At 62.7% G+C, this 21684-nt stretch carries 17 protein-coding genes and 1 pseudogene; 9 read left to right on the top strand and 9 right to left on the bottom strand.

Features of this window, described 5'->3' with window-relative positions:
• The first annotated feature begins 506 nt into the window (after window positions 1–506).
• Window positions 507–1895 (top strand): GABA permease, encoded by a 1389-nt coding sequence (gene gabP / locus AB688_RS00190; protein ID WP_054895290.1) that lies wholly within the window; start codon window positions 507–509, stop codon window positions 1893–1895.
• A 76-nt stretch (window positions 1896–1971) separates the two neighbouring features.
• On the opposite strand, the gene trmL is transcribed toward gabP, so the two are convergent.
• Window positions 1972–2427: a tRNA (uridine(34)/cytosine(34)/5-carboxymethylaminomethyluridine(34)-2'-O)-methyltransferase TrmL gene (gene trmL, locus AB688_RS00185; protein WP_063541430.1), complete on the bottom strand. Its 456-nt coding sequence runs from the start codon at window positions 2425–2427 to the stop codon at window positions 1972–1974.
• Between trmL and AB688_RS00180 the strand changes: the two genes are divergently transcribed.
• Window positions 2426–2863 (top strand): hypothetical protein, encoded by a 438-nt coding sequence (locus AB688_RS00180; RefSeq protein WP_063541428.1) that lies wholly within the window; start codon window positions 2426–2428, stop codon window positions 2861–2863. The two genes, trmL and AB688_RS00180, sit on opposite strands and share 2 nt — an antisense overlap.
• Window positions 2864–3374: 511 nt before the next feature.
• Here the strand turns inward: AB688_RS00180 and ntrC are convergent.
• From ntrC to glnA, 4 genes are all read right to left on the bottom strand, one after another.
• Window positions 3375–4811: a nitrogen regulation protein NR(I) gene (ntrC, locus tag AB688_RS00175; protein WP_063541426.1), complete on the bottom strand. Its 1437-nt coding sequence runs from the start codon at window positions 4809–4811 to the stop codon at window positions 3375–3377.
• Window positions 4808–5893 (bottom strand): nitrogen regulation protein NR(II), encoded by a 1086-nt coding sequence (gene glnL, locus AB688_RS00170; protein ID WP_063541424.1) that lies wholly within the window; start codon window positions 5891–5893, stop codon window positions 4808–4810. Before glnL ends, ntrC begins: the two co-directional genes overlap by 4 nt.
• Before the next feature lie 263 nt (window positions 5894–6156).
• The gene (locus AB688_RS00165; protein ID WP_063541422.1) at window positions 6157–6699 is read right to left on the bottom strand and encodes a chorismate mutase; all 543 of its coding nucleotides are present in this window, start codon (window positions 6697–6699) and stop codon (window positions 6157–6159) included.
• 152 nt (window positions 6700–6851) lie between these two features.
• Window positions 6852–8258: a glutamate--ammonia ligase gene (gene glnA, locus AB688_RS00160; RefSeq protein ID WP_063541420.1), complete on the bottom strand. Its 1407-nt coding sequence runs from the start codon at window positions 8256–8258 to the stop codon at window positions 6852–6854.
• A gap of 492 nt (window positions 8259–8750) precedes the next feature.
• Between glnA and thiI the strand changes: the two genes are divergently transcribed.
• Window positions 8751–10205, top strand: coding sequence for a tRNA uracil 4-sulfurtransferase ThiI (gene thiI, locus AB688_RS00155; RefSeq protein WP_063541418.1), 1455 nt, complete (start codon window positions 8751–8753; stop codon window positions 10203–10205).
• Between the two features lie 127 nt (window positions 10206–10332).
• On the top strand, window positions 10333–12153 hold the full coding sequence (gene typA / locus AB688_RS00150; protein ID WP_054895282.1) for a translational GTPase TypA: 1821 nt from the start codon (window positions 10333–10335) through the stop codon (window positions 12151–12153).
• A gap of 134 nt (window positions 12154–12287) precedes the next feature.
• Here the strand turns inward: typA and AB688_RS00145 are convergent, their stop codons facing one another.
• Window positions 12288–12692 (bottom strand): YkgJ family cysteine cluster protein, encoded by a 405-nt coding sequence (locus tag AB688_RS00145; protein WP_054895281.1) that lies wholly within the window; start codon window positions 12690–12692, stop codon window positions 12288–12290.
• A gap of 186 nt (window positions 12693–12878) precedes the next feature.
• Here AB688_RS00145 and AB688_RS00140 point away from each other — a divergent pair, with 186 nt between their 5' ends.
• The 3 genes from AB688_RS00140 (at window position 12879) to AB688_RS00130 (ending at window position 17169) form a co-directional block, all read left to right on the top strand.
• On the top strand, window positions 12879–15329 hold the full coding sequence (locus AB688_RS00140) for a glycogen/starch/alpha-glucan phosphorylase (protein WP_063541416.1): 2451 nt from the start codon (window positions 12879–12881) through the stop codon (window positions 15327–15329).
• A gap of 229 nt (window positions 15330–15558) precedes the next feature.
• Window positions 15559–16569 (top strand): class 1 fructose-bisphosphatase, encoded by a 1011-nt coding sequence (locus AB688_RS00135; protein ID WP_054895279.1) that lies wholly within the window; start codon window positions 15559–15561, stop codon window positions 16567–16569.
• A 3-nt stretch (window positions 16570–16572) separates the two neighbouring features.
• The gene (locus AB688_RS00130) at window positions 16573–17169 is read left to right on the top strand and encodes a DUF924 family protein (protein WP_054895278.1); all 597 of its coding nucleotides are present in this window, start codon (window positions 16573–16575) and stop codon (window positions 17167–17169) included.
• A gap of 52 nt (window positions 17170–17221) precedes the next feature.
• Here the strand turns inward: AB688_RS00130 and AB688_RS27415 are convergent, their stop codons facing one another.
• Both AB688_RS27415 and AB688_RS27410 read right to left on the bottom strand, forming a co-directional pair.
• A complete protein-coding gene (locus AB688_RS27415; protein ID WP_370671317.1) occupies window positions 17222–17947 on the bottom strand; it encodes a methyl-accepting chemotaxis protein in 726 nt (241 codons plus the stop codon).
• Between the two features lie 177 nt (window positions 17948–18124).
• Window positions 18125–19111, bottom strand: a pseudogene (locus tag AB688_RS27410) (cache domain-containing protein); the annotation flags it as partial.
• A gap of 222 nt (window positions 19112–19333) precedes the next feature.
• Between AB688_RS27410 and bamE the strand changes: the two are divergent.
• Together bamE and AB688_RS00115 are read left to right on the top strand one after the other, a co-directional pair.
• The gene (gene bamE, locus AB688_RS00120) at window positions 19334–19588 is read left to right on the top strand and encodes an outer membrane protein assembly factor BamE domain-containing protein (protein ID WP_054895277.1); all 255 of its coding nucleotides are present in this window, start codon (window positions 19334–19336) and stop codon (window positions 19586–19588) included.
• Window positions 19585–20157: a lipocalin family protein gene (locus AB688_RS00115; RefSeq protein WP_063541414.1), complete on the top strand. Its 573-nt coding sequence runs from the start codon at window positions 19585–19587 to the stop codon at window positions 20155–20157. Before bamE ends, AB688_RS00115 begins: the two co-directional genes overlap by 4 nt.
• A gap of 55 nt (window positions 20158–20212) precedes the next feature.
• Here AB688_RS00115 and AB688_RS00110 read toward each other — a convergent pair whose 3' ends face one another.
• Window positions 20213–21577, bottom strand: a complete 1365-nt coding sequence (locus AB688_RS00110) for a formimidoylglutamate deiminase (RefSeq protein WP_063541412.1) — start codon at window positions 21575–21577, stop codon at window positions 20213–20215.
• Between the last annotated feature and the right edge of the window lie 107 nt (window positions 21578–21684).

Genomic DNA, 21684 nt, shown 5'->3' with positions numbered 1-21684 from the left:
GCTGCAGTGCAACGTCGCGCGGATGTCCGCAATGCGTTGCGCTTGGCACCGGAGCCTTGATGAAAAAAGGCGCGATGGTGCCAGTTTTGGGCGGGGGAGGGAAGGAGTTTTGCTTTTGTTCGGTGGTGCGCCCCCGCCGAAACCGTAGGAGCGGGCTTGCCCGCGAAGGCCACACCACCGACTCAAGGTTGCACGCCAAGGTTGCACCTTTTATGCCTCTGATCGGTGCAAAGGTGTTACCAAGGACTACCTTTGGTGCATTTGTAAGTGGGTATTTCAGTAATGCACACTTGGCCCGCAGGCCTGGATGGGCATTCGGTCAAACCCTGGCCAAATGCCCGCAAGGCCCCGCCATTCGGGACTGAGACATTATTCAGACGAATGATTTTCCGCGCTGGCGCACTTATTGCCAGCTGGAAAGCGCCGATTGCCAAGGCGTCTAAATCAACCCCTGGCGCGCTTCGTTATCAGCAATCGGGTGGTCCACTCCTTACAAAGGTAGTTTTATGAGCGGTAAGCACAATTCCAATGACCTCGCTCAGGGGCTCAAACAACGGCATGTCACCATGCTGTCCATTGCTGGCGTCATCGGCGCCGGTCTGTTCGTCGGCTCCGGCCACGCCATCGCCGCAGCCGGCCCGGCGGTCCTGCTCGCCTATGCCGCTGCCGGTACCCTCGTGGTGCTGGTGATGCGCATGCTCGGCGAAATGGCCGTCGCCTCGCCCGACACCGGTTCGTTCTCGACCTACGCCGACCGCGCCATCGGGCGCTGGGCCGGCTTCACCATCGGCTGGCTGTACTGGTGGTTCTGGGTGCTGGTGATCCCACTTGAGGCCAACGCCGCTGCAGCGATCCTGCATGCCTGGTTCCCGGCGGTCGACCTGTGGGCGTTCTCGCTGGTCATCACCCTGGCGCTGACCATCACCAACCTGTTCAGCGTGAAGAACTACGGCGAATTCGAGTTCTGGTTCGCCCTGCTTAAAGTGCTGGCGATCATCGCCTTCATCGTCGTCGGCTGCGCGGCCATGTTCGGCATGGTGCCGGGCAGCCAGGTCAGCGGTGTCAGCCACCTGTTCGATACCCAGGGCTTCATGCCCAATGGCCTGGGGGCAGTGCTGGCAGCCATGCTGACCACCATGTTCTCGTTCATGGGCACTGAAATCGTCACCATCGCGGCCGCCGAGTCGAAGGATCCGGGCAAGCAGATCAGCCGTGCGACCAACTCGGTGATCTGGCGCATCTGCCTGTTCTACCTGGTGTCGATCTTCCTGGTCGTGGCCATGGTGCCGTGGAACGATCCGACCCTTGCGGAAAAAGGCTCCTACCAGACCGTGCTGAGCCTGATCGGCGTGCCCAATGCCAAGCTGATCGTCGACATCGTCGTGCTGATCGCGGTGACCAGCTGCCTGAACTCGGCGCTGTACACCTCTTCGCGCATGCTGTTCTCCCTCAGCAAGCGTGGCGACGCACCAGCCGTGGCCCAGCGCACCACCAAGGCGGGCACCCCGCACTGGGCGGTCATGCTGTCGACCGCTGCGGCCTTCCTCTGCGTGTTCGCCAACTTCGTCGCCCCGGCCCAGGTGTTCGAGTTCCTGCTGGCCAGCTCCGGCGCCATTGCGCTGCTGGTGTACCTGGTGATCGCCGTTTCCCAGCTGCGCATGCGTGCCCAGCGTGAAGCGCGCGGCGAGAAGATCTCGTTCAAGATGTGGCTGTTCCCGGGGCTGACCTGGGCGACCATCGCCTTCATCGTCGCTGTGCTGGTGGTGATGGCGCTGCGTGAAGATCACCGGATCGAGATCATCGCGACGGCCTTGCTGAGCATCGCCGTGGTGGCGGCGGGCCTCCTGCTGCACCGCAAGCGCGGTGCTGCCGGGCAGGTGGCGCTGGATAACTGATCCGCACCGCGTAAATGAAAAGGCCGCGTCCTGTGAGGGACGCGGCCTTTTCATGGGCGGCGAATCGCGGTCCTGCTCAGGCGAAGCCTTGTTGGCGCCAGGCCTCGTATACCGTGACGGCCACTGTATTGGACAGGTTCAGGCTGCGGCATCCGGGGCGCATCGGCAGGCGCAGGCGTTGCTCGGCGGGCAGGCTGTCCAGCACCTCGGCGGGCAGGCCGCGGCTTTCAGGGCCGAACAGGAAGGCATCTCCTGGCTGGTAGGCCACTTCATGGAAGGGGTGCGAGGCCTTGGTGGTGAAGGCGAACAGGCGCGGTTGCCCCAGGCTCACCAGGCATGCTTCGAGGCTCTCATGGCGCTTGAGCGTGGCATACTCGTGATAATCCAGCCCCGCACGACGCAGGCGCTTGTCGTCCAGCTCGAAGCCGATCGGCTCGATCAAGTGCAGGTCGCAGCCGCTGTTGGCGCAGAGGCGGATGATATTGCCGGTGTTTGGCGGAATTTCTGGTTGAAAGAGGATGACGTGAAACATGCACGGCTCCAGGCACGAAGATGACGAGCATTCTACCCTCGAACCGGACCCGCGTTCGAAGGCTTGGCCACGGGTGTTGCTGTCGATGGCGATCGTCGGCGTGATGGTAGGGCTGATGATCGGTCGCCTGACTACCCCCGAAGAACGTGTGCTCGAGCGCGTTGAGGCGGTTCAGGACGGCCTCGACCTGTGGTTCAACGCAGAGCCCAGGCTGCATGGCGAGAACGTCGAGGGTACGGTGGCCGTGGTGTTCCAGGCCGAGGGCAAGGCCCAGCGTGGACAGTTGAGCCTGCAGGGCAAGCCGGTGGGCTGGCGTTTGCAGCAGAGCGAGGAAGGGCTGGTGCTGACGGTGGTGGCCGCGCGTCCCCTGAGCGGTACGTGGGCCGCTGCAGAGGACGCTGGGCGCTGGCGGGTGCAGGTGAGGCTGCACGAATAAAAGAGGGGATGTCTCGGCCTGCCTGTACCAAGGTCCCCAAAACGGGCGATGTTGCGAATAAAAGAGGGAGTCCCGGCCTGCCTGTACCGAGGTCCCCAAAACGGGCGATGTTGCGAATAAAAGAGGGAGTCCCGGCCTGCCTGTACCGAGGTCCCCGAAACGGGCGGTGTTGCGAATAAAAGAGGGGATATCCCGGCCTGCCTGTACCGAGGCCCCCGAAACTGGAGATACAGTACCTATTGCAGGGGGCGTGCCAGTTTTGAAAGGCCCGGAAATACTGGGTTTTCAGGGCGGTTTTGCGAGGATTCAAGGGATTTGTGCCTTGCCGAGGTGCAAGTGGCACAGGATCGGTGCAGGGGAGGGCTGGAGGGGTAATGTGGGAGCGGGCTTGCCCGCGAAAAAGACACCGCGGTGCATGGCACGGGCTACGCCCGTGTTCGCGGGCAAGCCCCGCTCCTACAGGAGCGGGGCTTGCTTTTGATCGGTTGAGCGCAGCGCGACGCGTCAGTCGTCAGTGATCCTCACCCTCATCGTCATCCCCGCCATCGACCTTCATCCCCAGCTCCTTGATCTTGCGCGTCAGGGTGTTGCGCCCCCATCCCAGCAGCACTGCGGCATCGCGGCGGCGTCCGGCGGTGTGCTTGAGCGCGGTCTCGATCATGATCCGTTCGAAGCTCGGCACGGCGCTGTCGAGCAGGTTCGACTGCCCGCGCGCCAGGGCCTGGTCGGCCCACTGGCGCAGTGCCTGCTCCCAGTTGGTGACCGGTGCGGCATCGTGCGGCAGGTTGAGCAGCTCTGGCGGCAGGTCGCCGATCAGCACTTCGCGGCTCGAGGCCATCACCGTGATCCAGCGGCAGGTGTTCTCCAGCTGACGTACGTTGCCAGGCCAAGGCAGGTTGCGCATGAACTCCTCGGTTTCCGGCTTCAGCAGCTTGGGCTCGACCGCCAGCTCCCGCGCCGCACGGCCCAGGAAGTGGCGGGCGAGGGCCGGGATGTCCTCGCGCCGGTCAGCCAGGCGCGGGATGTGGATGCGGATCACGTTGAGGCGATGGAACAGGTCTTCACGGAACTTGCCGGCCTGTACCAGCGATTCCAGGTTCTGGTGCGTCGCGGCGATGATGCGCACGTCCACCTTCACCGGTACATGGCCACCGACCCGATAGAACTCGCCATCGGCCAGCACGCGCAGCAGGCGGGTCTGGGTGTCGGCAGGCATGTCGCCGATCTCGTCGAGGAACAAGGTGCCGCCGTCAGCCTGCTCGAAGCGTCCGCGCCGCTGGTTGGCCGCGCCGGTGAAGGCGCCTTTCTCGTGGCCGAACAGCTCGGACTCCATCAGGTCCTTGGGAATCGCCGCCATGTTCAGCGCGATGAACGGCGAAGCCGCACGCGGGCTGTGGCGGTGCAGCGCGTGGGCGACCAGTTCCTTGCCGGTGCCGGACTCGCCGTTGATCAGCACGGTGATGTTGGAATGGCTCAGCCGGCCGATGGCGCGAAACACCTCCTGCATCGCCGGGGCCTCGCCGATGATCTCGGGCGTGCGGGCGAGTACGGGCGGCGCTTCGAGCGCCTGCTGTTCCTGGGCGTGCTGGTTGGCGCGCTTGACCAGCGACACCGCCTCATCGACGTCGAACGGCTTGGGCAGGTACTCGAAGGCACCCCCTTGGTAGGACGCCACCGCGCTGTCCAGATCGGAGTGGGCGGTCATGATGATCACCGGCAGGCGCGGGTGCTGTTCGCGAATCTGCGCGAGCAGGTCCAGGCCGCTGGCGCCAGGCATGCGGATGTCGGAGATGATCACGTCCGGCTGCTGCCGGGCCAGGCGACCCATGACCCCGTCGGCACTGTCGAAGCTCTGGGTGGTCATGCCCTCTTGTTGCAGGGCTTTTTCCAGGACCCAGCGGATGGAACGATCATCGTCGACGATCCACACGGTTTCACTACGGCTCATGGGGCTGTGGCTCCTTGTTCCAGGGGCAGGAAGATCGAGAAGGTGGTATGGCCGGCATGGCTTTCACACTCGATCAGGCCCTGATGCTGACTGATGATGTTCTGGGTAATGGCCAGCCCGAGCCCGGTACCGTCCGGGCGCCCGCTGACCATGGGATAGAAGAGGGTGTCCTGCAGTTCCGCGGGAATGCCGGGGCCGTTGTCGATGATTTCGACCCGTGCCACCAGCCTGTGGCGGACATGGCCGATGGTGAACTGGCGCACCGCGCGGGTGCGCAGGGTGATGCGGCCCAGGCGCAGTTCGTTCTGCCCGCTGATCGCCTGCATGGCGTTGCGCACGATATTGAGTACGGCCTGGATCATCTGCTCGCGGTCGATCAGCACGTCCGGCAGGCTCGGGTCGTAATCGCGCACCAGGGTGATGCCGCCCTGGCTTTCGGCCTCCACCAGGCTGCAGACACGTTCGAGCACTTCGTGCACGTTGGTCATCGACAGCGACGGCAGCTTGTTCGAACCGAGCATACGGTCGACCAGGTTACGCAGGCGGTCGGCTTCTTCGATGATGACGTTGGTGTAGTCGCGCAGGCCGTCTTCGGGCAGCTCGCGGGCCAGCAACTGCGCTGCGCCACGGATGCCGCCGAGCGGGTTCTTGATCTCGTGGGCGAGGCCGCGCACCAGCATCTTGGTGGTTTCCTGCTTGCTCAGTTGCGCCTCTTCCTTGGTGATGCGCAGCAGGCGGTCGCGCGGGTGGACTTCGAGCAGCAGCAGGGTGTTGCCCTGGTGCAGGATCGGCGTCACGGCGTAGTCGACGGTGATGCTCTGGCCGGTCAACGAAGTCAGTTGGGCTTCGCGCTTGGTGAACGGGTGCGCCTGTTCCACGGCCTGGCGCAGGGAATTGAGCGCCTCGGTCGATTCGGTGAACAGCTCACTGATGAACTGGCCATGGCTGCGCTGGCCGCTGACGGCCAGGAGCATTTCCGCTGCCGGGTTCATGTACTCAAGGCGCAGGTCGCTGTTGAGCAGCAAGGTGGCAGTGGTCAGGTTGTCCAGGAGCAGACGGTGCTGTGCATCGCTGATGGTCATGGTGCGTGGTTGACCTCTTTTGGCGCTGTTCTGGCACATGGCGCCCCTGGCTCGACCAGGGGCGGGCACGCTGGTAATCCGCTGATAGCCTGAAAATGCAAGAAACAAACCAAGGCTCCGAAAAGAAGCGGAATTGCCCGATAAAGCGCTGGATATGCGCAAAATCGGCTCAGAAAAGCCTGGTTTACCGATTCTCCTGACCTAATTTGGGGTGCATTGCGGGGCGTTCAGCGGTTTTGTGCACCAATATAGAGCATAGAGCGTCAGGGGCGTTGGCACAGGTTGGCGGTCGCCCTGATCAGGAACAGGCGACGCGGGGCATCGGTAGTTCTCGATGCAATCGCTTCAGCCAGGGCTTCGCTGCAGCGCTGCGGACGTTGCTGGTCGAACTCGGCCAGTGCATCGAGCAATCGGTCCTGGAGCTGATCCAGTATGGGGCGTATCTCGCTGGCGAGGTCCTGGCGCGGAATATCAGGCGCTTGATGTTGCAGGTGCCACTGGTTGAGCAGGTGATACTGCCTGAGCTTGTTGGCTTCTATCTGATCGGCAAAGAACTGTTCGGCACGGTCGGCGCTCAATCGATGGGCACTGGCTGCCTGGCCGACCTTGGCCAGTACCTGTTGCTCGCGTGGGCTGTCTTGAACCGGTTGGTCACGATCCCATTTATGCAGTGCGACAGCCTGGGCGATTTCCAGTCGCTGTTCGATGCTGTCGAGCAGCGGATCGAAGGGGGAGCGGGGCTCGTTGGCATTCACGCAAGCGGACAGCCCTGCGATGCAGGAGAAGGTGATAAATGAACGACGCATGGGAAGTCTCCATGGGGTTGGAGCCTCTGAGTCTCGCAGTAATTCAACTAACCTTCTAGTAGGAAGGTTCTGCAAATCCTGGATGTGAAAACGCAAACGGCCTCCCGAAGGAGGCCGTTCTCTAGACGGTCACGGCGCAGGCGCCGCGCACATCAAACGCTGTAGTACAGGTCGTATTCCAGCGGGTGAACGAAGGTACGGACCTTGATCTCTTCTTCGGACTTCAGCTCGATGTAGGCATCGATGAAGTCGTCGGAGAACACGCCGCCCTTGGTCAGGAACGCACGGCCCTTGTCCAGCTCTTCCAGGGCTTCTTTCAGGCTACCGCAAACCTGTGGGATCTCTTTGGCCTCTTCAGGCGGCAGGTCGTACAGGTTCTTGTCGGCGGCATCGCCTGGGTGGATCTTGTTCTGGATACCGTCCAGGCCGGCCATCAGCAGTGCAGCGAAGCACAGGTACGGGTTGGCAGCCGGGTCCGGGAAGCGCGCTTCGATGCGGCGGGCTTTCGGGCTGGAAACGTAAGGGATACGGATCGAGGCCGAGCGGTTACGAGCCGAGTAGGCCAGCATGACCGGAGCTTCGAAGCCTGGTACCAGACGCTTGTAGGAGTTGGTAGCCGGGTTGGTGAAGCCGTTCAGGGCCTTACCGTGCTTGATGATACCGCCGATGAAGTACAGGGCGGTGTCGGACAGGCCGGCATAGCCTTCGCCGGAGAAGGTGTTCTTGCCGTCCTTGGAGATCGACATGTGAACGTGCATGCCCGAGCCGTTGTCGCCGTACAGTGGCTTCGGCATGAAGGTTGCGGTCTTGCCATAGGCGTCGGCAACGTTGTGTACGCAGTACTTCAGGGTCTGGACTTCGTCAGCCTTGGTGACCAGGGTGTTGAACTTCACACCGATCTCGTTCTGGCCGGCAGTCGCCACTTCATGGTGGTGAACTTCGATGACCAGGCCCATTTCTTCCATGGCGTTGCACATGGCGGTACGGATTTCGTGGTCGTGGTCGCACGGCGGAACCGGGAAGTAGCCGCCTTTGACGGCAGGGCGGTGGCCCTTGTTGCCGCCTTCGACGTCCTGGTCGGTCATCCAGGAGCCTTGCTCGGAGTAGATCTTGAACATCGAGCCGGAGATGTCCGACTTGAACTTCACCTGGTCGAAGATGAAGAACTCAGGCTCTGGGCCGACGAATACGGTGTCGCCGATGCCGGTGCTCTTCAGGAACTCTTCGGCACGCTTGGCGATGGCGCGTGGGTCGCGGTCGTAGCCTTGCATGGTGGACGGCTCGATCACGTCGCAGACCAAGATCAGGGTCGGCTCTTCGGTGAACGGGTCGAGCACGGCGGACGAGTCGTCCGGCAGCAGGATCATGTCGGAAGCTTCGATGCCTTTCCAGCCCTCGATGGAGGAGCCGTCGAACATCTTGCCAGCTTCGAAGAAGTCTTCATCCAGCGCATCGCGAGCCGGCATGGTGACGTGGTGCTGTTTGCCTTTGGTGTCCGTGAAACGCAGATCAATCCACTTGACGTCATGATCTTTGATGAGTTGAACCGACTTCGACATGTTGTCCTCCGGATGGTCTAGGGTGCGCTTGGCCGCTGCCCTGGAAAAAGGGTGTCGCCGGGCGCGGATAGTCGGCCAAGCTTACCTGCATCACAAGGGAGCAAATTGCATGCCAGTGCCCGAAAATGGCGAGGGTGCCGTGAAAATAGGCGTTTGCGGGTGTTTGGCGGGTGGCGGGCGCGGGTTGTCGCACTGTTTAAAGGCATTTTTCCGTCTTGATGAACTATTTTGGTGCAATTTCTCGAGAGTGATGCGTTGTTTGAGGGCCCTATCGCGGGACAAGCCCGCTCCCACATGATTTAAAAATCTTAAGACCAGTCCAATCCCTGTGGGAGCGGGCTTGTCCCGCGATAGGGCCGCGACAGCCACTACAAACCCGGGCTCTTGCATTTATCTGCATGCCTCTGATCAAAAGTTGCTCAAACCTCGAGCCATTTCCGCTATAATTCGCGCCCCTCATTTTCGGCAGGCCCCGGGCGCGCTGTTAACCCAATGAAACTTATCGTCAAAGTCTTCCCAGAGATCACCATCAAGAGCCGGCCGGTGCGCAAGCGCTTCATCCGCCAGCTCGGCAAGAACATCCGCAACGTGCTCAAGGATCTGGATCCTGAGCTCGTGGTCGATGGTGTCTGGGATAATCTCGAGGTGGTCACCCGCATCGAAGACGAGAAAGTCCAGCGCGAGATGATCGAACGCCTGACCTGCACCCCAGGTATCACCCACTTCCTGCAGGTGCAGGAGTATCCGCTGGGCGACTTCGACGACATCGTCGACAAATGCAGGCAGCACTTCGGCCACCTGCTGGCCGGCAAGCGCTTCGCCGTACGCTGCAAGCGCGGCGGCCACCACGACTTCACCTCGATGGACGTCGACCGCTATGTCGGCAGCCAGCTGCGCCAGCAGTGCGGCGCCGCCGGCATCGACCTGAAGACCCCCGAAGTGATGGTGCGCATCGAAATCCGCGACCAGCGCCTGTACGTCATCCACAACCAGCACAACGGCATCGGCGGCTACCCGCTGGGTGCGCTGGAGCAGACGCTGGTGCTGATGTCCGGTGGCTTCGACTCCACCGTGGCTGCCTACCAGATGATGCGCCGCGGCCTGATGACCCACTTCTGCTTCTTCAACCTCGGTGGCCGTGCCCACGAGCTGGGCGTGATGGAAGTCGCGCACTACCTGTGGAAGAAATACGGCAGCAGCCAGCGCGTGCTGTTCATCAGCGTGCCGTTCGAGGAAGTGGTCGGCGAGATTCTCGGCAAGGTCGACAACAGCTATATGGGCGTGACGCTCAAGCGCATGATGCTGCGTGCCGCGGCGCGCATGGCCGATCGCCTGGAAATCGACGCCCTGGTCACCGGCGAGGCGATCTCCCAGGTTTCCAGCCAGACCCTGCCCAACCTTGCGATCATCGACTCGGCCACCGACAAGCTGGTGCTGCGTCCGCTGCTGGCCAGCCACAAGCAGGACATCATCGATACCGCCTACCAGATCGGCACCGCCGATTTCGCCAAGCACATGCCCGAGTACTGCGGCGTGATCTCGGTGAACCCGACCACCCATGCCAAGCGCCACCGCATGGAGCATGAAGAGAAGCAGTTCGACATGGCGGTGCTCGAGCGCGCCCTGGAGCGCGCCAAGCTGATCTCCATCGACCACGTGATCGACGAGTTGGGCAAGGATATCGATATCGAGGAAGTGGCAGAGGCGCTGCCAGGTCAGATCGTCATCGACATCCGTCACCCTGACGCCCAGGAAGACGCGCCGCTGCAGATCGACGGCGTCGAGGTCCAGGCACTGCCGTTCTACGCGATCAACAGCAAGTTCAAGCAGCTCGATGCCAACCGGCAGTACCTGCTTTATTGCGACAAGGGTGTGATGAGCCGTCTGCACGCACACCACCTGCTCAGTGAGGGACATGCCAATGTGCGTGTTTATCGTCCGGCATAAGACGCCAGGGCTGTATGGCGGCAGCATCCGCCATCGCCCTCCCGACCTGCGGGCCCGCTGAGCCTTTTACCTTCATATTGGCCGCCTAGACTGGCGGCAAACCGAATCCTCTGCACGAGATACAGTTGTGATCGAAAATCTGCGTAACATCGCCATCATCGCCCACGTTGACCATGGTAAAACCACCCTGGTCGACAAACTCCTGCGCCAGTCCGGCACCCTGGAGCGTAACGAGCTCAACGACGAGCGCGTCATGGACTCCAACGACCAGGAAAAAGAGCGCGGCATTACCATTCTGGCGAAGAACACCGCCATCAACTGGAACGGCTACCACATCAACATCGTCGACACCCCCGGCCACGCCGACTTCGGTGGCGAGGTCGAGCGTGTAATGTCGATGGTCGACTCGGTGCTGCTGCTGGTCGACGCCCAGGACGGCCCGATGCCGCAAACCCGCTTCGTAACCAAGAAAGCCTTCGAAGCCGGTCTCAAGCCAATCGTCGTGATCAACAAGGTCGACCGTCCGGGCGCGCGTCCTGACTGGGTTCTGGACCAGATCTTCGACCTGTTCGACAACCTCGGTGCCACCGACGAACAGCTGGACTTCAAAGTCGTCTACGCTTCGGCCCTGAACGGCATCGCCGGTCTGGACCACACCGAAATGGGTGAGGACATGACCGCGCTGTACCAGTCGATCGTCGACAACGTACCTGCGCCGAACGTTGACCGTGAAGGTCCGTTCCAGATGCAGATCTCCGCTCTGGACTACAACAGCTTCCTCGGTGTTATCGGCGTTGGCCGTATCGCCCGTGGTCGCGTCAAGCCGAACACTCCGGTTGTCGCCATCGACACCGACGGCAAGAAGCGCAACGGTCGTATCCTCAAGCTGATGGGCCACCACGGCCTGCACCGCGTCGACGTCGAAGAAGCCCAGGCTGGCGACATCGTCTGCATCAGCGGTTTCGACGAGCTGTTCATCTCCGACACCCTGTGCGCCCCGGACGCGGTAGAGGCGATGAAGCCGCTGACCGTCGACGAGCCAACCGTTTCGATGACCTTCCAGGTCAACGACTCGCCGTTCTGCGGTAAAGAAGGCAAGTTCGTCACCAGCCGCAACATCAAGGACCGTCTGGACAAGGAGCTGCTGTACAACGTAGCCCTGCGCGTTCAGGAAACCGACTCCCCTGACAAGTTCAAGGTATCGGGCCGTGGTGAGCTGCACCTGTCGGTTCTGATCGAAACCATGCGCCGCGAAGGCTTCGAGATGGCTGTAGGCCGTCCTGAAGTGATCATCCGTGAAGTGGATGGCGTGAAGCAGGAACCGTTCGAGAACGTCACCATCGACATCCCTGAAGAATCCCAGGGCAAGGTCATGGAAGAGATGGGCCTGCGTAAGGGCGACCTGACCAACATGGTCCCGGATGGCAAGGGCCGTGTGCGCCTGGAATACAACATTCCGGCCCGTGGTCTGATCGGTTTCCGTAACCAGTTCCTGACCCTGACCAACGGTGCAGGCATCCTGACCTCGATCTTCGATCGCTACGACACCATGAAGTCGGGCCAGATGTCCGGCCGTCTGAACGGTGTTCTGGTTTCGGTCGAGACCGGCAAGGCCCTGACCTACTCGCTGGAAACCCTGCAGGCGCGCGGCAAGCTGTTCGTCGAGCACGGCCAGGAGATCTACAACGGTCAGATCATCGGTCTGAACAGCCGTGACAACGACCTGGGCGTGAACCCGACCAAAGGCAAGAAGCTCGACAACATGCGTGCTTCGGGCAAAGACGAAGTCATCGCCCTGGTTCCGCCGGTTCGCCACACCCTCGAGCAGGCCCTGGAATTCATCCAGGACGACGAGCTGTGCGAAGTGACGCCGAAGTCGATCCGTCTGCGCAAGAAGATCCTGGACGAAGGCGAGCGTACCCGCGCTGCCAAGAAAGCCAAGAACTGAGTTAGCTCAGGCTGAATGAAAACGCCCCCGGTCGAAAGGCCGGGGGCGTTTTTGTTTGTCTGCAGACTGCGTTGTATTCGTGCCGGCCTCTTCGCGGGCAAGCCCGCGAAGAGGCCCGTACCGGCGCTACAGGCCTATCGCCCAACCACTTTGGGCTTGTACGCACAGTACCCCGGCCGCGGTCCGACCTTGGGGTGGTTGCGGCAGGTATCCGGGCGCTTGTCATAAATGGTGCACAGGCGGCTCTTGCGGTCCAGATACATGCAATCGTCGTTGCTCATCCGGGTCAGGGTGAAGATGCCCGACTTCTGGTTGAAGCGTTCGATGATGCCTTCTTTCTGCAGGCGCTTGGCGACGTTCTTCGGCGGCTCGTCCTTCTCGAACTCGTCCACCACGCCGATGCGGATCAGATCCTTGATCTTCACCTCAACAGGCAGGGTACAGCAGGTCGAATGGCAGCCATGGCACATGCTGCTGGTGTAGCGCTGCCAGGTTTCCAGGCGGTCGACTTCGGCGGCGGCGATCAGGGTCGGTTTCATTTTAATAGTGGGCGGATCACGGTCTTGGGGCGCGCGATCATACCGGAGTTGTTCAATTTGTGAACAACCTTTTGCCGGAATCGCCAAGCCGGCATGAAAACTGCGAACCGAGCCTGTCACTCCCTGTCGAAGGGTCTAGTCTCTTCAATCTCCCTCCGTATTCGTCAACTTGCCCGAGGATGCCGCATGTCCCAGGAACCCAAAGCTCGTGACGCCGAGGTGGCCGCGTTTCGCGCCGCTGTACTGGACAAACTGACCTACGCGGTCGGCAAGGACCCGGAACATGCCTTCGACCATGACTGGTTCGAAGCCATCGCCCTGGCCGCCCGCGATCACATGGTCGACCACTGGATGGACCACACCCGCCGGGCCTACCGGCGCAGCCAGAAGCGGGTCTACTACCTCTCCCTGGAATTCCTCATCGGCCGACTGCTGTACGACAGCCTGAGCAACCTGGGCTATCTGGAAATCGCCCGTGAAGCGCTCGAGGGGCTGGACGTGGACCTTGAGCGCATTCGCCTGCTCGAGCCCGATGCGGCGCTGGGTAATGGTGGCCTGGGACGGCTGGCGGCGTGCTTCATGGAAAGCATGTCGACCCTCGGCATTGCTGCCCATGGCTACGGTATCCGCTACGAGCACGGGTTGTTCCGCCAGGCCATCGTCGATGGTTGGCAGCAGGAGCAGACCGAGAACTGGCTGGACTTCGGCAACCCTTGGGAGTTCGAGCGCGCCGAGGTGATCTACCCGATCAGTTTTGGCGGCAGTGTCGAAACGCTGCACGATGCCCATGGTGCTGCGCGGCAGGTCTGGACGCCGGGCGAAACCGTGCGTGCAGTGGCCTACGATACGCCGGTGGTCGGCTGGCGCGGCTCCAGCGTCAATACCTTGCGCCTGTGGCGTGCCCGGGCGCTCGAAGAGTTGCACCTGGAGCGCTTCAATGCCGGCGATCACCTGGGGGCGGTGGCCGAAGTGGCGCGGGCCGAAAGCATCTCGCGGGTGCTTTACCCGGCCGACAGCACCGAAGCGGGGCAGGAATTGCGCCTGCGCCAGGAATACTTCTTCGTCTCCGCGTCGCTGCAGGATCTGCTGCGACGTCACCTGAACATGCACGATGACCTGCTCAACCTGCCGGACTCGGCGGCGATCCAGCTCAACGACACCCACCCCTCGATCGCCGTCGCCGAGCTGATGCGCCTGCTGGTCGACCAGCACGGGATTCCCTGGGAAAAGGCCTGGGAGCTGACGGTCGGCACCCTGGCCTACACCAACCACACCCTGCTGCCCGAGGCCTTGGAAACCTGGCCTGTGGCGCTGATGGAGCGCATGCTGCCGCGGCACATGCAGATCATCTACCTGATCAACGCGTACCACATCGACGCGCTGCGGGCCAAAGGCTTGCACGACTTCGACGTGCTGCGCGCGGTGTCGCTGATCGAGGAGGACAACGGCCGCCGTGTGCGCATGGGCAACCTGGCGTTTCTCGGTTCGCACAGCGTCAACGGCGTGTCGGCGCTGCATAGCAAGTTGATGAAGAGCACGGTGTTCGCCGAATTGCACAAGCTGTATCCGCAACGGATCAACAACAAGACCAACGGCATCACCTTCCGCCGCTGGCTGTACCAGGCCAATCCGCAGTTGACCGGCATGCTGGTCGACGCCCTGGGCGCCGAGGTGCTGGACGATCCGGAGGGCAAGCTCAAGGCGCTGGCGCCTCATGCCGATAAAGCCACCTTCCGCAAGCAGTTCGCAGCCCAGCGCCTGCACAGCAAGCGCGCACTGGCGAGCATCATCCAGGACCGCATCGGCGTGACGGTCAATCCCGAAGCGTTGTTCGACGTGCAGGTCAAGCGTATCCACGAGTACAAGCGCCAGTTGCTCAACCTGTTGCATACCGTCGCGCTGTACCAGGCCATCCGCAACGACCCGACCACCCAGTGGGCGCCGCGGGTGAAGATCTTCGCCGGCAAGGCGGCAGCCAGCTATCACCAGGCCAAGCTGATCATCAAGCTGACCAACGACATCGCCCGGGTGGTCAACAACGACCCCACCGTGCGCGGGCTGCTCAAGGTGGTGTTCCTGCCCAACTACAACGTCAGCCTGGCCGAGAGCATCATCCCGGCGGCCGACCTTTCCGAGCAGATTTCCACTGCCGGGTACGAAGCGTCCGGTACCAGCAACATGAAGTTCGCCCTCAACGGCGCGCTGACCATCGGCACCCTCGATGGCGCCAACGTCGAGATGTGCGAGCAGGTCGGCGCGGAAAACATGTTCATCTTTGGCCTGACCGCCCAGCAGGTCGAGGCCCGCAAGCGCGCGGGCGATTTCGGTGCGGCGGCTGCCGTGGCCGCTTCGGGGCGCCTTGGCGATGTCCTGCAGGCGATCCGCAGCGGGGTGTTCTCGCCGGATGATCCAGGGCGCTATGCCGGGCTGATCGACGGCCTGGTGGCCTACGATCGCTTCCTGCTGTGTGCCGATTTCGATGCGTACTGGGATGCCCAACTGCGGGTCGAGGAACTGTGGCATACGCCGCAGGAGTGGTGGCGCATGGCGGTGCTCAATACCGCACGGATGGGCTGGTTCTCGTCGGACCGGACCATTCGCGAATATGCCACTGAGATCTGGAAGGCATTGGATTAGCAGGGTGTCAGTTCCGGCCCGGTCGCAGGGCAAGCCCGCTCCTGCAAAGGACGGCGCTGGCCCTGCAGGAGCGGGCTTGCCCCGCGATGGGGTCGCCGCCGACCAACTGCCTGAACTCATCGCCTGAACCACCGTCTGATCCGCCAGGCGAGTCTCTTCGCTCGCTAGGCTGCCACTCTCCCTGTAAACTGCGGGGGTTTTTCTACCCCTTTCCACTTCGGAGCCATACATGTCCCGCGTTACCCTGAGTCGCTATCTGATTGAGCAGACCCGCAGCAACAACACTCCTGCCGATCTGCGCTTCCTGATCGAAGTGGTGGCGCGCGCGTGCAAGGAAATCAGCCACCACGTGTCCAAGGGCGCCCTGGGCGGCGTGCTGGGCAGCATGGGCACCGAAAACGTGCAAGGCGAAGTGCAGAAGAAGCTCGACGTCATTTCCAACGACATCCTGCTCGAGGCAAACGAGTGGGGCGGCCACCTGGCCGGCATGGCGTCCGAAGAAATGGACAACGCCTACCAGATCCCGGGCAAATATCCCAAAGGCGCTTACCTGCTGGTCTTCGACCCACTGGACGGCTCGTCCAACATCGACGTCAACGTCTCGGTCGGTACCATCTTCTCCGTGCTGCGTTGCCCGAACGAGTACCTGAGCCAGAACGAAACCCTCAACGAAAACGCCTTCCTGCAACCAGGCACCCAGCAGGTCGCCGCCGGTTATGCGATCTACGGCCCGCAGACCATGCTGATCCTCACCCTGGGCAATGGCGTCAAGGGCTTCACCCTGGACCGCGAACTGGGCAGCTTCGTCCTGACCCACGAAAACATCCGCGTTCCGGAAACCACCGCCGAGTTCGCCATCAACATGTCCAACCAGCGCCACTGGGAAGCCCCAGTGCAGCGTTACGTGGGCGAGCTGCTGGCCGGTGAGACCGGGCCGCTGAAAAAGAACTACAACATGCGCTGGATCGCCTCGATGGTGGCCGACGTGCACCGCATCCTGACCCGTGGCGGCCTGTTCATGTACCCGCGCGACGCTCGTGAGCCGAGCAAGCCGGGCAAGCTGCGCCTGATGTACGAAGCCAACCCGATGTCGTTCATCATCGAGCAGGCCGGCGGCGCATCGACCAACGGTTACGAGCGCATCCTCGACATCAAGCCTGAGAGCCTGCACCAGCGCGTGTCGGTGATCCTGGGCTCGAAGGAAGAGGTCGAGCGCGTCACCGCCTATCACAAGGAGTAAGTCATGCTCGCACCTTGGCAGCCGTTGCTGGAGTGGTGGTTCGGTTGGGGCACCAATGCCCAGGCCGTGGCTGACGAGAAAAACACCCGCTGGTTCGGCAAGCATGACGATGCCGAGGCCCAGGCACTGTTCGGCGATCTGGTCGAGCAGGCCCTGGCGGGTGGGCTCGATGAGTGGCAGCAGAGCCCGCAGGGCTGGTTGGGGTTGTTGATCCTGCTCGACCAGTTGCCGCGCATGATCTACCGCGACACACCGCGCGCCTTCGACGGCGACCGGCGTGCGCAAGTGGTGGCCATGCAGGGTTTGCAGAAGGGCTGGGACTATCAGCTGCTACCTATCCAGCGCGTGTTCGTGCTGCTGGTGCTGGAGCACGCCGAGGTGCTGGATTGGCAGAACCTGTGCGTGGAGCGCTACCAGGTCTTGCTGGACGAGCAACCCGAGGCCAATCGCCGGCTGTTCGAAGGCTTTCTGGACTATGCCGAGCAGCACCAGCGGGTGATCGCGCGGTTCGGGCGTTTCCCGCATCGCAACCTGATGCTGGGGCGGCCGAGTACCAGTGAAGAGATGGACTTCCTGCTGGAGCCGGGTTCCCGGTTCTGAATCAGCGGCGCCTTCTTCGCGGGTTTATCCGCGAAGAAGGCGCCGCCGAACCTTATATCCTGAAACTCCCCACCAACTGCTTCAACCGATCGACCTGATGCTCCAGGTCGTTGCAGGCACGCAAGGTGCTCTGCAGGTTCTGCACTCCTTGCTGGTTCAGCGTATTGATCTCGGTGATGTCGACATTGATCGACTCCACCACTGACGTCTGCTCTTCGGTCGCCGTGGCCACCGACTGGTTCATGCCGTCGATCTCGCCGATGCGCTGGGTCACGCTGCCCAGGCGGTCGCCTGCGCGGTTGGCGATCTCGACGCTGTGATCACTGTGCTGCTGGCTCTGGTTCATGGTGCTCACCGCCACTTGCGCGCCGGCCTGCAGTTCCTCGATCAGCCCCTGTACCTGCTGCGCCGACTCCTGGGTGCGGTGCGCCAGGTTGCGCACTTCATCGGCCACCACGGCAAAACCACGCCCTGCCTCGCCGGCCCGCGCTGCTTCGATGGCGGCGTTGAGCGCCAGCAGGTTGGTCTGCTGGGAGATACCGCTGATCACGTCGAGAATCTGGCCGATGTTCGCGGTATGGGCGTTGAGCGTCTCGATATTGCCGCACGAATCGCTGATTCGCGCCGACAGCTTGTTCATCACATCGATGGTCTGGCCAACCACCTGCTGGCCTTCCGCGGCCAGGTCGCGGGCGTCGCTGGAGTGCTGCGAGGCGAGGGCGGCGTTCTGGGCGATCTCCTGGGCTGCGGCGCCCAGCTGGTTGATCGCCGCCGCCACGCTGCTGGTGCGGCTGGACTGCTGGTCGGCGTTGTCGATGGAGGCGTTGGATGCACTCACCACCTGCTTGGCCACGGCGTTGACCTGGCCAGTGGCCGAAGCCACTTCGCGGATCGACTCGTGGATACGCTCGACGAAGCGGTTGAACGACTGCCCCAGGCTGCCGAATTCGTCCTGGCCGTGGATGGTCAGGCGCCGGGTCAGGTCGCCTTCGCCCTCGGCGATATCGCGCATGGCTCGGCCCATCACGTGCAGCGGCTCCATCAGCACACGAATCAGCAGGCCCAGCAGGGCGATGATCACCACCACGGCAATCAGCGTGGCTACCACCGCCGAGGTGCGCAGTTCGCCGAGCATGGCGAAGGCAGCATCCTGGTCCAGGACCAGTGCGACGTACCAGTCCGCCGGCACGCCATCGACGTGGGTGAAGCTGATGAACTGGCTGCGACCGTCTGCCTCGACTTCGGCCAGCCCCTTGCCGATGCGCGGGGTGTTGTTGGGGTAGACGTCTGCCAGGGTCTTGAGTGCCAGCTCGGCCTTGGGATGGATGAGGATCTTGCCTTCGCCGTTGACGATTAAGGCGTGGCCCTTGCCGCCGAAGTCCAGGGCGTTGACCAGGTTGCTGATGGTCTGCAGGTCGGTGTCGACGCCGCTGACGCCAATCAATTGGCCGGCCTGCTGCACGGGCGTGGCAAGGGTGATCACCAGCTTGCCGGCCGACGCCGAGATGTAGGGTTCGGTGATGATGGTCTGGTTGGCGGCGCTGGCGGCCTTGTACCAGCCGCGGGCGCGCGGGTCGTAGTCGGGGGCGCGATTGCCGGCCGGCACCGATTGCATACGGCCGTCCTTGCCGCCGAAGTAGGTGAGCTGGAAGTTGCTGGCGTAGACCGGCAGCGCCAGGCTGCGGTCAAGGCTGGCCTTTTCCGGGCCGTCCACGGCGACCTGCTGGCCCAACGACTGTAGCAACTGGATGCGGCTGTCGAGCCAGGTGCGGATATTGCCCGCGGTGAGGTTACCCAGTTCCTGCAGGTTGGTTTCGGTATCACTGCGCAGCGACTGGCGCTGGCGATAGTCGTTGAACAGCACGAAGCAGGCGAAGGCGACGGCCACCACGAGTGCGGCGGCCACCAGGATCTTGTGGCTGAACTTGAGATTTTTTGTCATGTGCAAGGTCTGCGCAGGCATTTCGGGAGGAGGGTGCGGCAAAGGGCCACATCGCTGAATGCTATGTCGCCCGTGATGAATTAGCCATGAGAGATTTGTGACGGGACCCGACCAACGGCATGGTACGAAAGCAGGGGTAGCAGGGAACCGGGGAGGCATTTTCGCTTCTAAGGTCTCTGCAGGCCGTCTCGCCTGTTGTATCCATCTCCAGGAGAGCCCTTCATGTCGTTGCGTTCCCTCGCCCTGTTGTCCTTGTTGGTCGTCCTGACCGCCTGCAGCAAGATCAACCAGGAAAACTATTCCAAGCTCAAGGCCGGCATGAGCAAGGCCGAGGTCGAGCAACTGCTCGGGTCGCCGAAGGAGTGCTCGGGCGCGCTCGGCATGAGCAGCTGTACCTGGGGGGACGAGAAGAGCTTCATCAGTGTTCAGTACGCCGCTGACAAGGTGTTGATGTACTCCGGGCAGGGCCTCAAATGAGGGCCGCGCATCTGCTGCTGGCGCTGGGTCTGGCGTTGGTATTGGGCGGGTGTGCCAGCTCGTCGGTGGATTCGTTGGCGCCCAAGACGGCTGGCAACGTCGACCTCAAGCGCTACCAGGGCAAGTGGTTCGAACTGGCCCGCCTGCCGATGCGCTTCCAGGAAGGCTGCGCGCAATCCGAAGCCCATTACAACCTGAAGCCCGATGGCAGCCTGGGTGTGCTCAACCGTTGCCGTACCGAAGGTGATGAATGGTTGCGCGCCGAAGGTCGTGCGGGCATCGAGGCGCCGGGGCACACCGACAAGTTGTGGGTGGAGTTCGACAACTGGTTCACGCGCCTGGTACCGGGGCTGACCAAGGCGGACTACTGGATCCTGTACGTGGACGATCACTACCGCACTGCGATTGTCGGCAGCCCGAATCGCAAGTACCTGTGGATCCTGGCGCGAACTCCGAGCCTGCCGGCGTGGGAGCGTGAGAACCTGCTGTCGAAAGCTCGCCAGCAGGGGTATGACACCAGTCGGCTGATCTGGCGGGTGTCGGACAAGGCGATCGTTGCCCGGCATTGAGTCTGCCGGGCTCCAGATCAGGCCTGGCGCGATCCGCAGCTGATCGCGCCGGCTTTCAGCCCAGCAGCGTGCGCAGTACCGCGGCGAATGCCTGCCCGCTTTGCTCTTCCAGCGCATGTCGCCCCTGGCGTACCACCCACCGGCCGTTGACCATCACATCACGTACCTGACGGTCGCTTCCGGCGAACAGCCAGCGGTTGAGGATGCCGTCGCCGCTCGAGGTCGCCAGGTAAGGATCCTGGCCATCGAGCACCAGCCAGTCGGCACGCTTGCCCACCGCCAGCTCGCCAATGCCTTGCCCCACGGCCTGCGCGCCGCCTGACAGCGCCGCGTCGTAGAGTGTGCGGCCGACCATCGGCTGGTCGCTGCGGTACAGCCGGTTGCGCCGCTGGTCGCGCAGGCGTTGGCCGTACTCCAGCCAGCGCAGCTCTTCGACCACGCTCAGCGAGACATGGCTGTCCGAGCCGATGCCCATGCGCCCGCCCTGGGCCAGGAAGTCGACGGCCGGGAAGATGCCATCGCCCAGGTTGGCCTCGGTGGTCAGGCACAGCCCTGCCACCGCGCCGCTGCGGGCCATGGCGCTGACTTCGTCGGCCTCGACGTGGGTTGCATGCACCAGGCACCAGCGCGCATCCACCTCGACGTGCTCGTACAGCCATTGCACCGGGCGACGGCCGCTCCAGCCCAGGCAGTCGTTGACTTCCTTCTGCTGCTCGGCGATGTGGATGTGCACCGGGCACGCCTTGTCGCTGGCGCCCAGCACTTCGGCGATCTGGTGTGGCGTTACCGCGCGCAGCGAGTGGAAACACAGGCCCAGGTGCTGCGTGGGTTGCGCGGCCAGCAGCGGCTTGAGCTGCTCCTGCAGGCGCAGGTACTGCTCGGTGGAGTTGATGAAGCGGCGCTGGCCCTCGTTCGGCGCCTGGCCGCCGAAGCCGGAGTGGGAGTACAGCACCGGCAGCAACGTCAGGCCGATGCCGCTGGCGCTCGCTGCCGCGCTGATCTGGCGCGACAGCTCGGTGGGGTCGGCGTAGGGCGTGCCGGTGTTGTCATGGTGAACGTAGTGGAATTCGGCCACCGAGGTGTAGCCGGCCTTGAGCATCTCGATGTACAGCTGGCGGGCGATGACCTGCAATTGCTCGGGAGTGATCAGGCCGACCAGGCGGTACATCAGGTCGCGCCAGGTCCAGAAGCTGTCGTTGGGATTGCCGACCACCTCCGCCAGGCCTGCCATGGCGCGCTGGAAGGCGTGGGAATGCAGGTTGGGCATGCCCGGCAGCAGCGGGCCGGCCAAGCGTTCGGCGCCTTCGGCGCTGGCGTTCACGTCTATTTTTTCGAGGCGCCCGGCGGTGGACACCTCAAGGCGGACATTGCTGGCCCAGCCTGAAGGGAGCAGGGCGCGTTCGGCGAAGTAGGCGGACATCACTCGGTCATCCTGTATCGTTATTTGTATATACATATACAGACGTTTGCCTGCCGGGTAAACTGCGGCAAGCTACCGTCAATCAAATTGCACAAGGATGCATAGCC

The sequence above is a fragment of the Pseudomonas putida genome (assembly GCF_001636055.1).
GTDB lineage: Bacteria > Pseudomonadota > Gammaproteobacteria > Pseudomonadales > Pseudomonadaceae > Aquipseudomonas > Aquipseudomonas machongensis.
The sequence above is the reverse complement of the archived record's forward strand: the minus strand, read 5'-3'. Positions and strand labels throughout refer to the sequence as shown.

What these genes read in the sequence shown, in the direction of transcription:
- gabP (WP_054895290.1), top strand. Translation starts at nt 507, where the DNA reads ATGAGCGGTAAGCACAATTCCAATGACCTCGCTCAGGGGCTCAAACAA.
- AB688_RS00180 (WP_063541428.1), top strand. Translation starts at nt 2,426, where the DNA reads ATGCACGGCTCCAGGCACGAAGATGACGAGCATTCTACCCTCGAACCG.
- trmL (WP_063541430.1), bottom strand. Translation starts at nt 2,427, where the DNA reads ATGTTTCACGTCATCCTCTTTCAACCAGAAATTCCGCCAAACACCGGC.
- ntrC (WP_063541426.1), bottom strand. Translation starts at nt 4,811, where the DNA reads ATGAGCCGTAGTGAAACCGTGTGGATCGTCGACGATGATCGTTCCATC.
- glnL (WP_063541424.1), bottom strand. Translation starts at nt 5,893, where the DNA reads ATGACCATCAGCGATGCACAGCACCGTCTGCTCCTGGACAACCTGACC.
- AB688_RS00165 (WP_063541422.1), bottom strand. Translation starts at nt 6,699, where the DNA reads ATGCGTCGTTCATTTATCACCTTCTCCTGCATCGCAGGGCTGTCCGCT.
- glnA (WP_063541420.1), bottom strand. Translation starts at nt 8,258, where the DNA reads ATGTCGAAGTCGGTTCAACTCATCAAAGATCATGACGTCAAGTGGATT.
- thiI (WP_063541418.1), top strand. Translation starts at nt 8,751, where the DNA reads ATGAAACTTATCGTCAAAGTCTTCCCAGAGATCACCATCAAGAGCCGG.
- AB688_RS00145 (WP_054895281.1), bottom strand. Translation starts at nt 12,692, where the DNA reads ATGAAACCGACCCTGATCGCCGCCGCCGAAGTCGACCGCCTGGAAACC.
- AB688_RS00140 (WP_063541416.1), top strand. Translation starts at nt 12,879, where the DNA reads ATGTCCCAGGAACCCAAAGCTCGTGACGCCGAGGTGGCCGCGTTTCGC.
- AB688_RS00135 (WP_054895279.1), top strand. Translation starts at nt 15,559, where the DNA reads ATGTCCCGCGTTACCCTGAGTCGCTATCTGATTGAGCAGACCCGCAGC.
- AB688_RS00130 (WP_054895278.1), top strand. Translation starts at nt 16,573, where the DNA reads ATGCTCGCACCTTGGCAGCCGTTGCTGGAGTGGTGGTTCGGTTGGGGC.
- bamE (WP_054895277.1), top strand. Translation starts at nt 19,334, where the DNA reads ATGTCGTTGCGTTCCCTCGCCCTGTTGTCCTTGTTGGTCGTCCTGACC.
- AB688_RS00115 (WP_063541414.1), top strand. Translation starts at nt 19,585, where the DNA reads ATGAGGGCCGCGCATCTGCTGCTGGCGCTGGGTCTGGCGTTGGTATTG.
- AB688_RS00110 (WP_063541412.1), bottom strand. Translation starts at nt 21,577, where the DNA reads ATGTCCGCCTACTTCGCCGAACGCGCCCTGCTCCCTTCAGGCTGGGCC.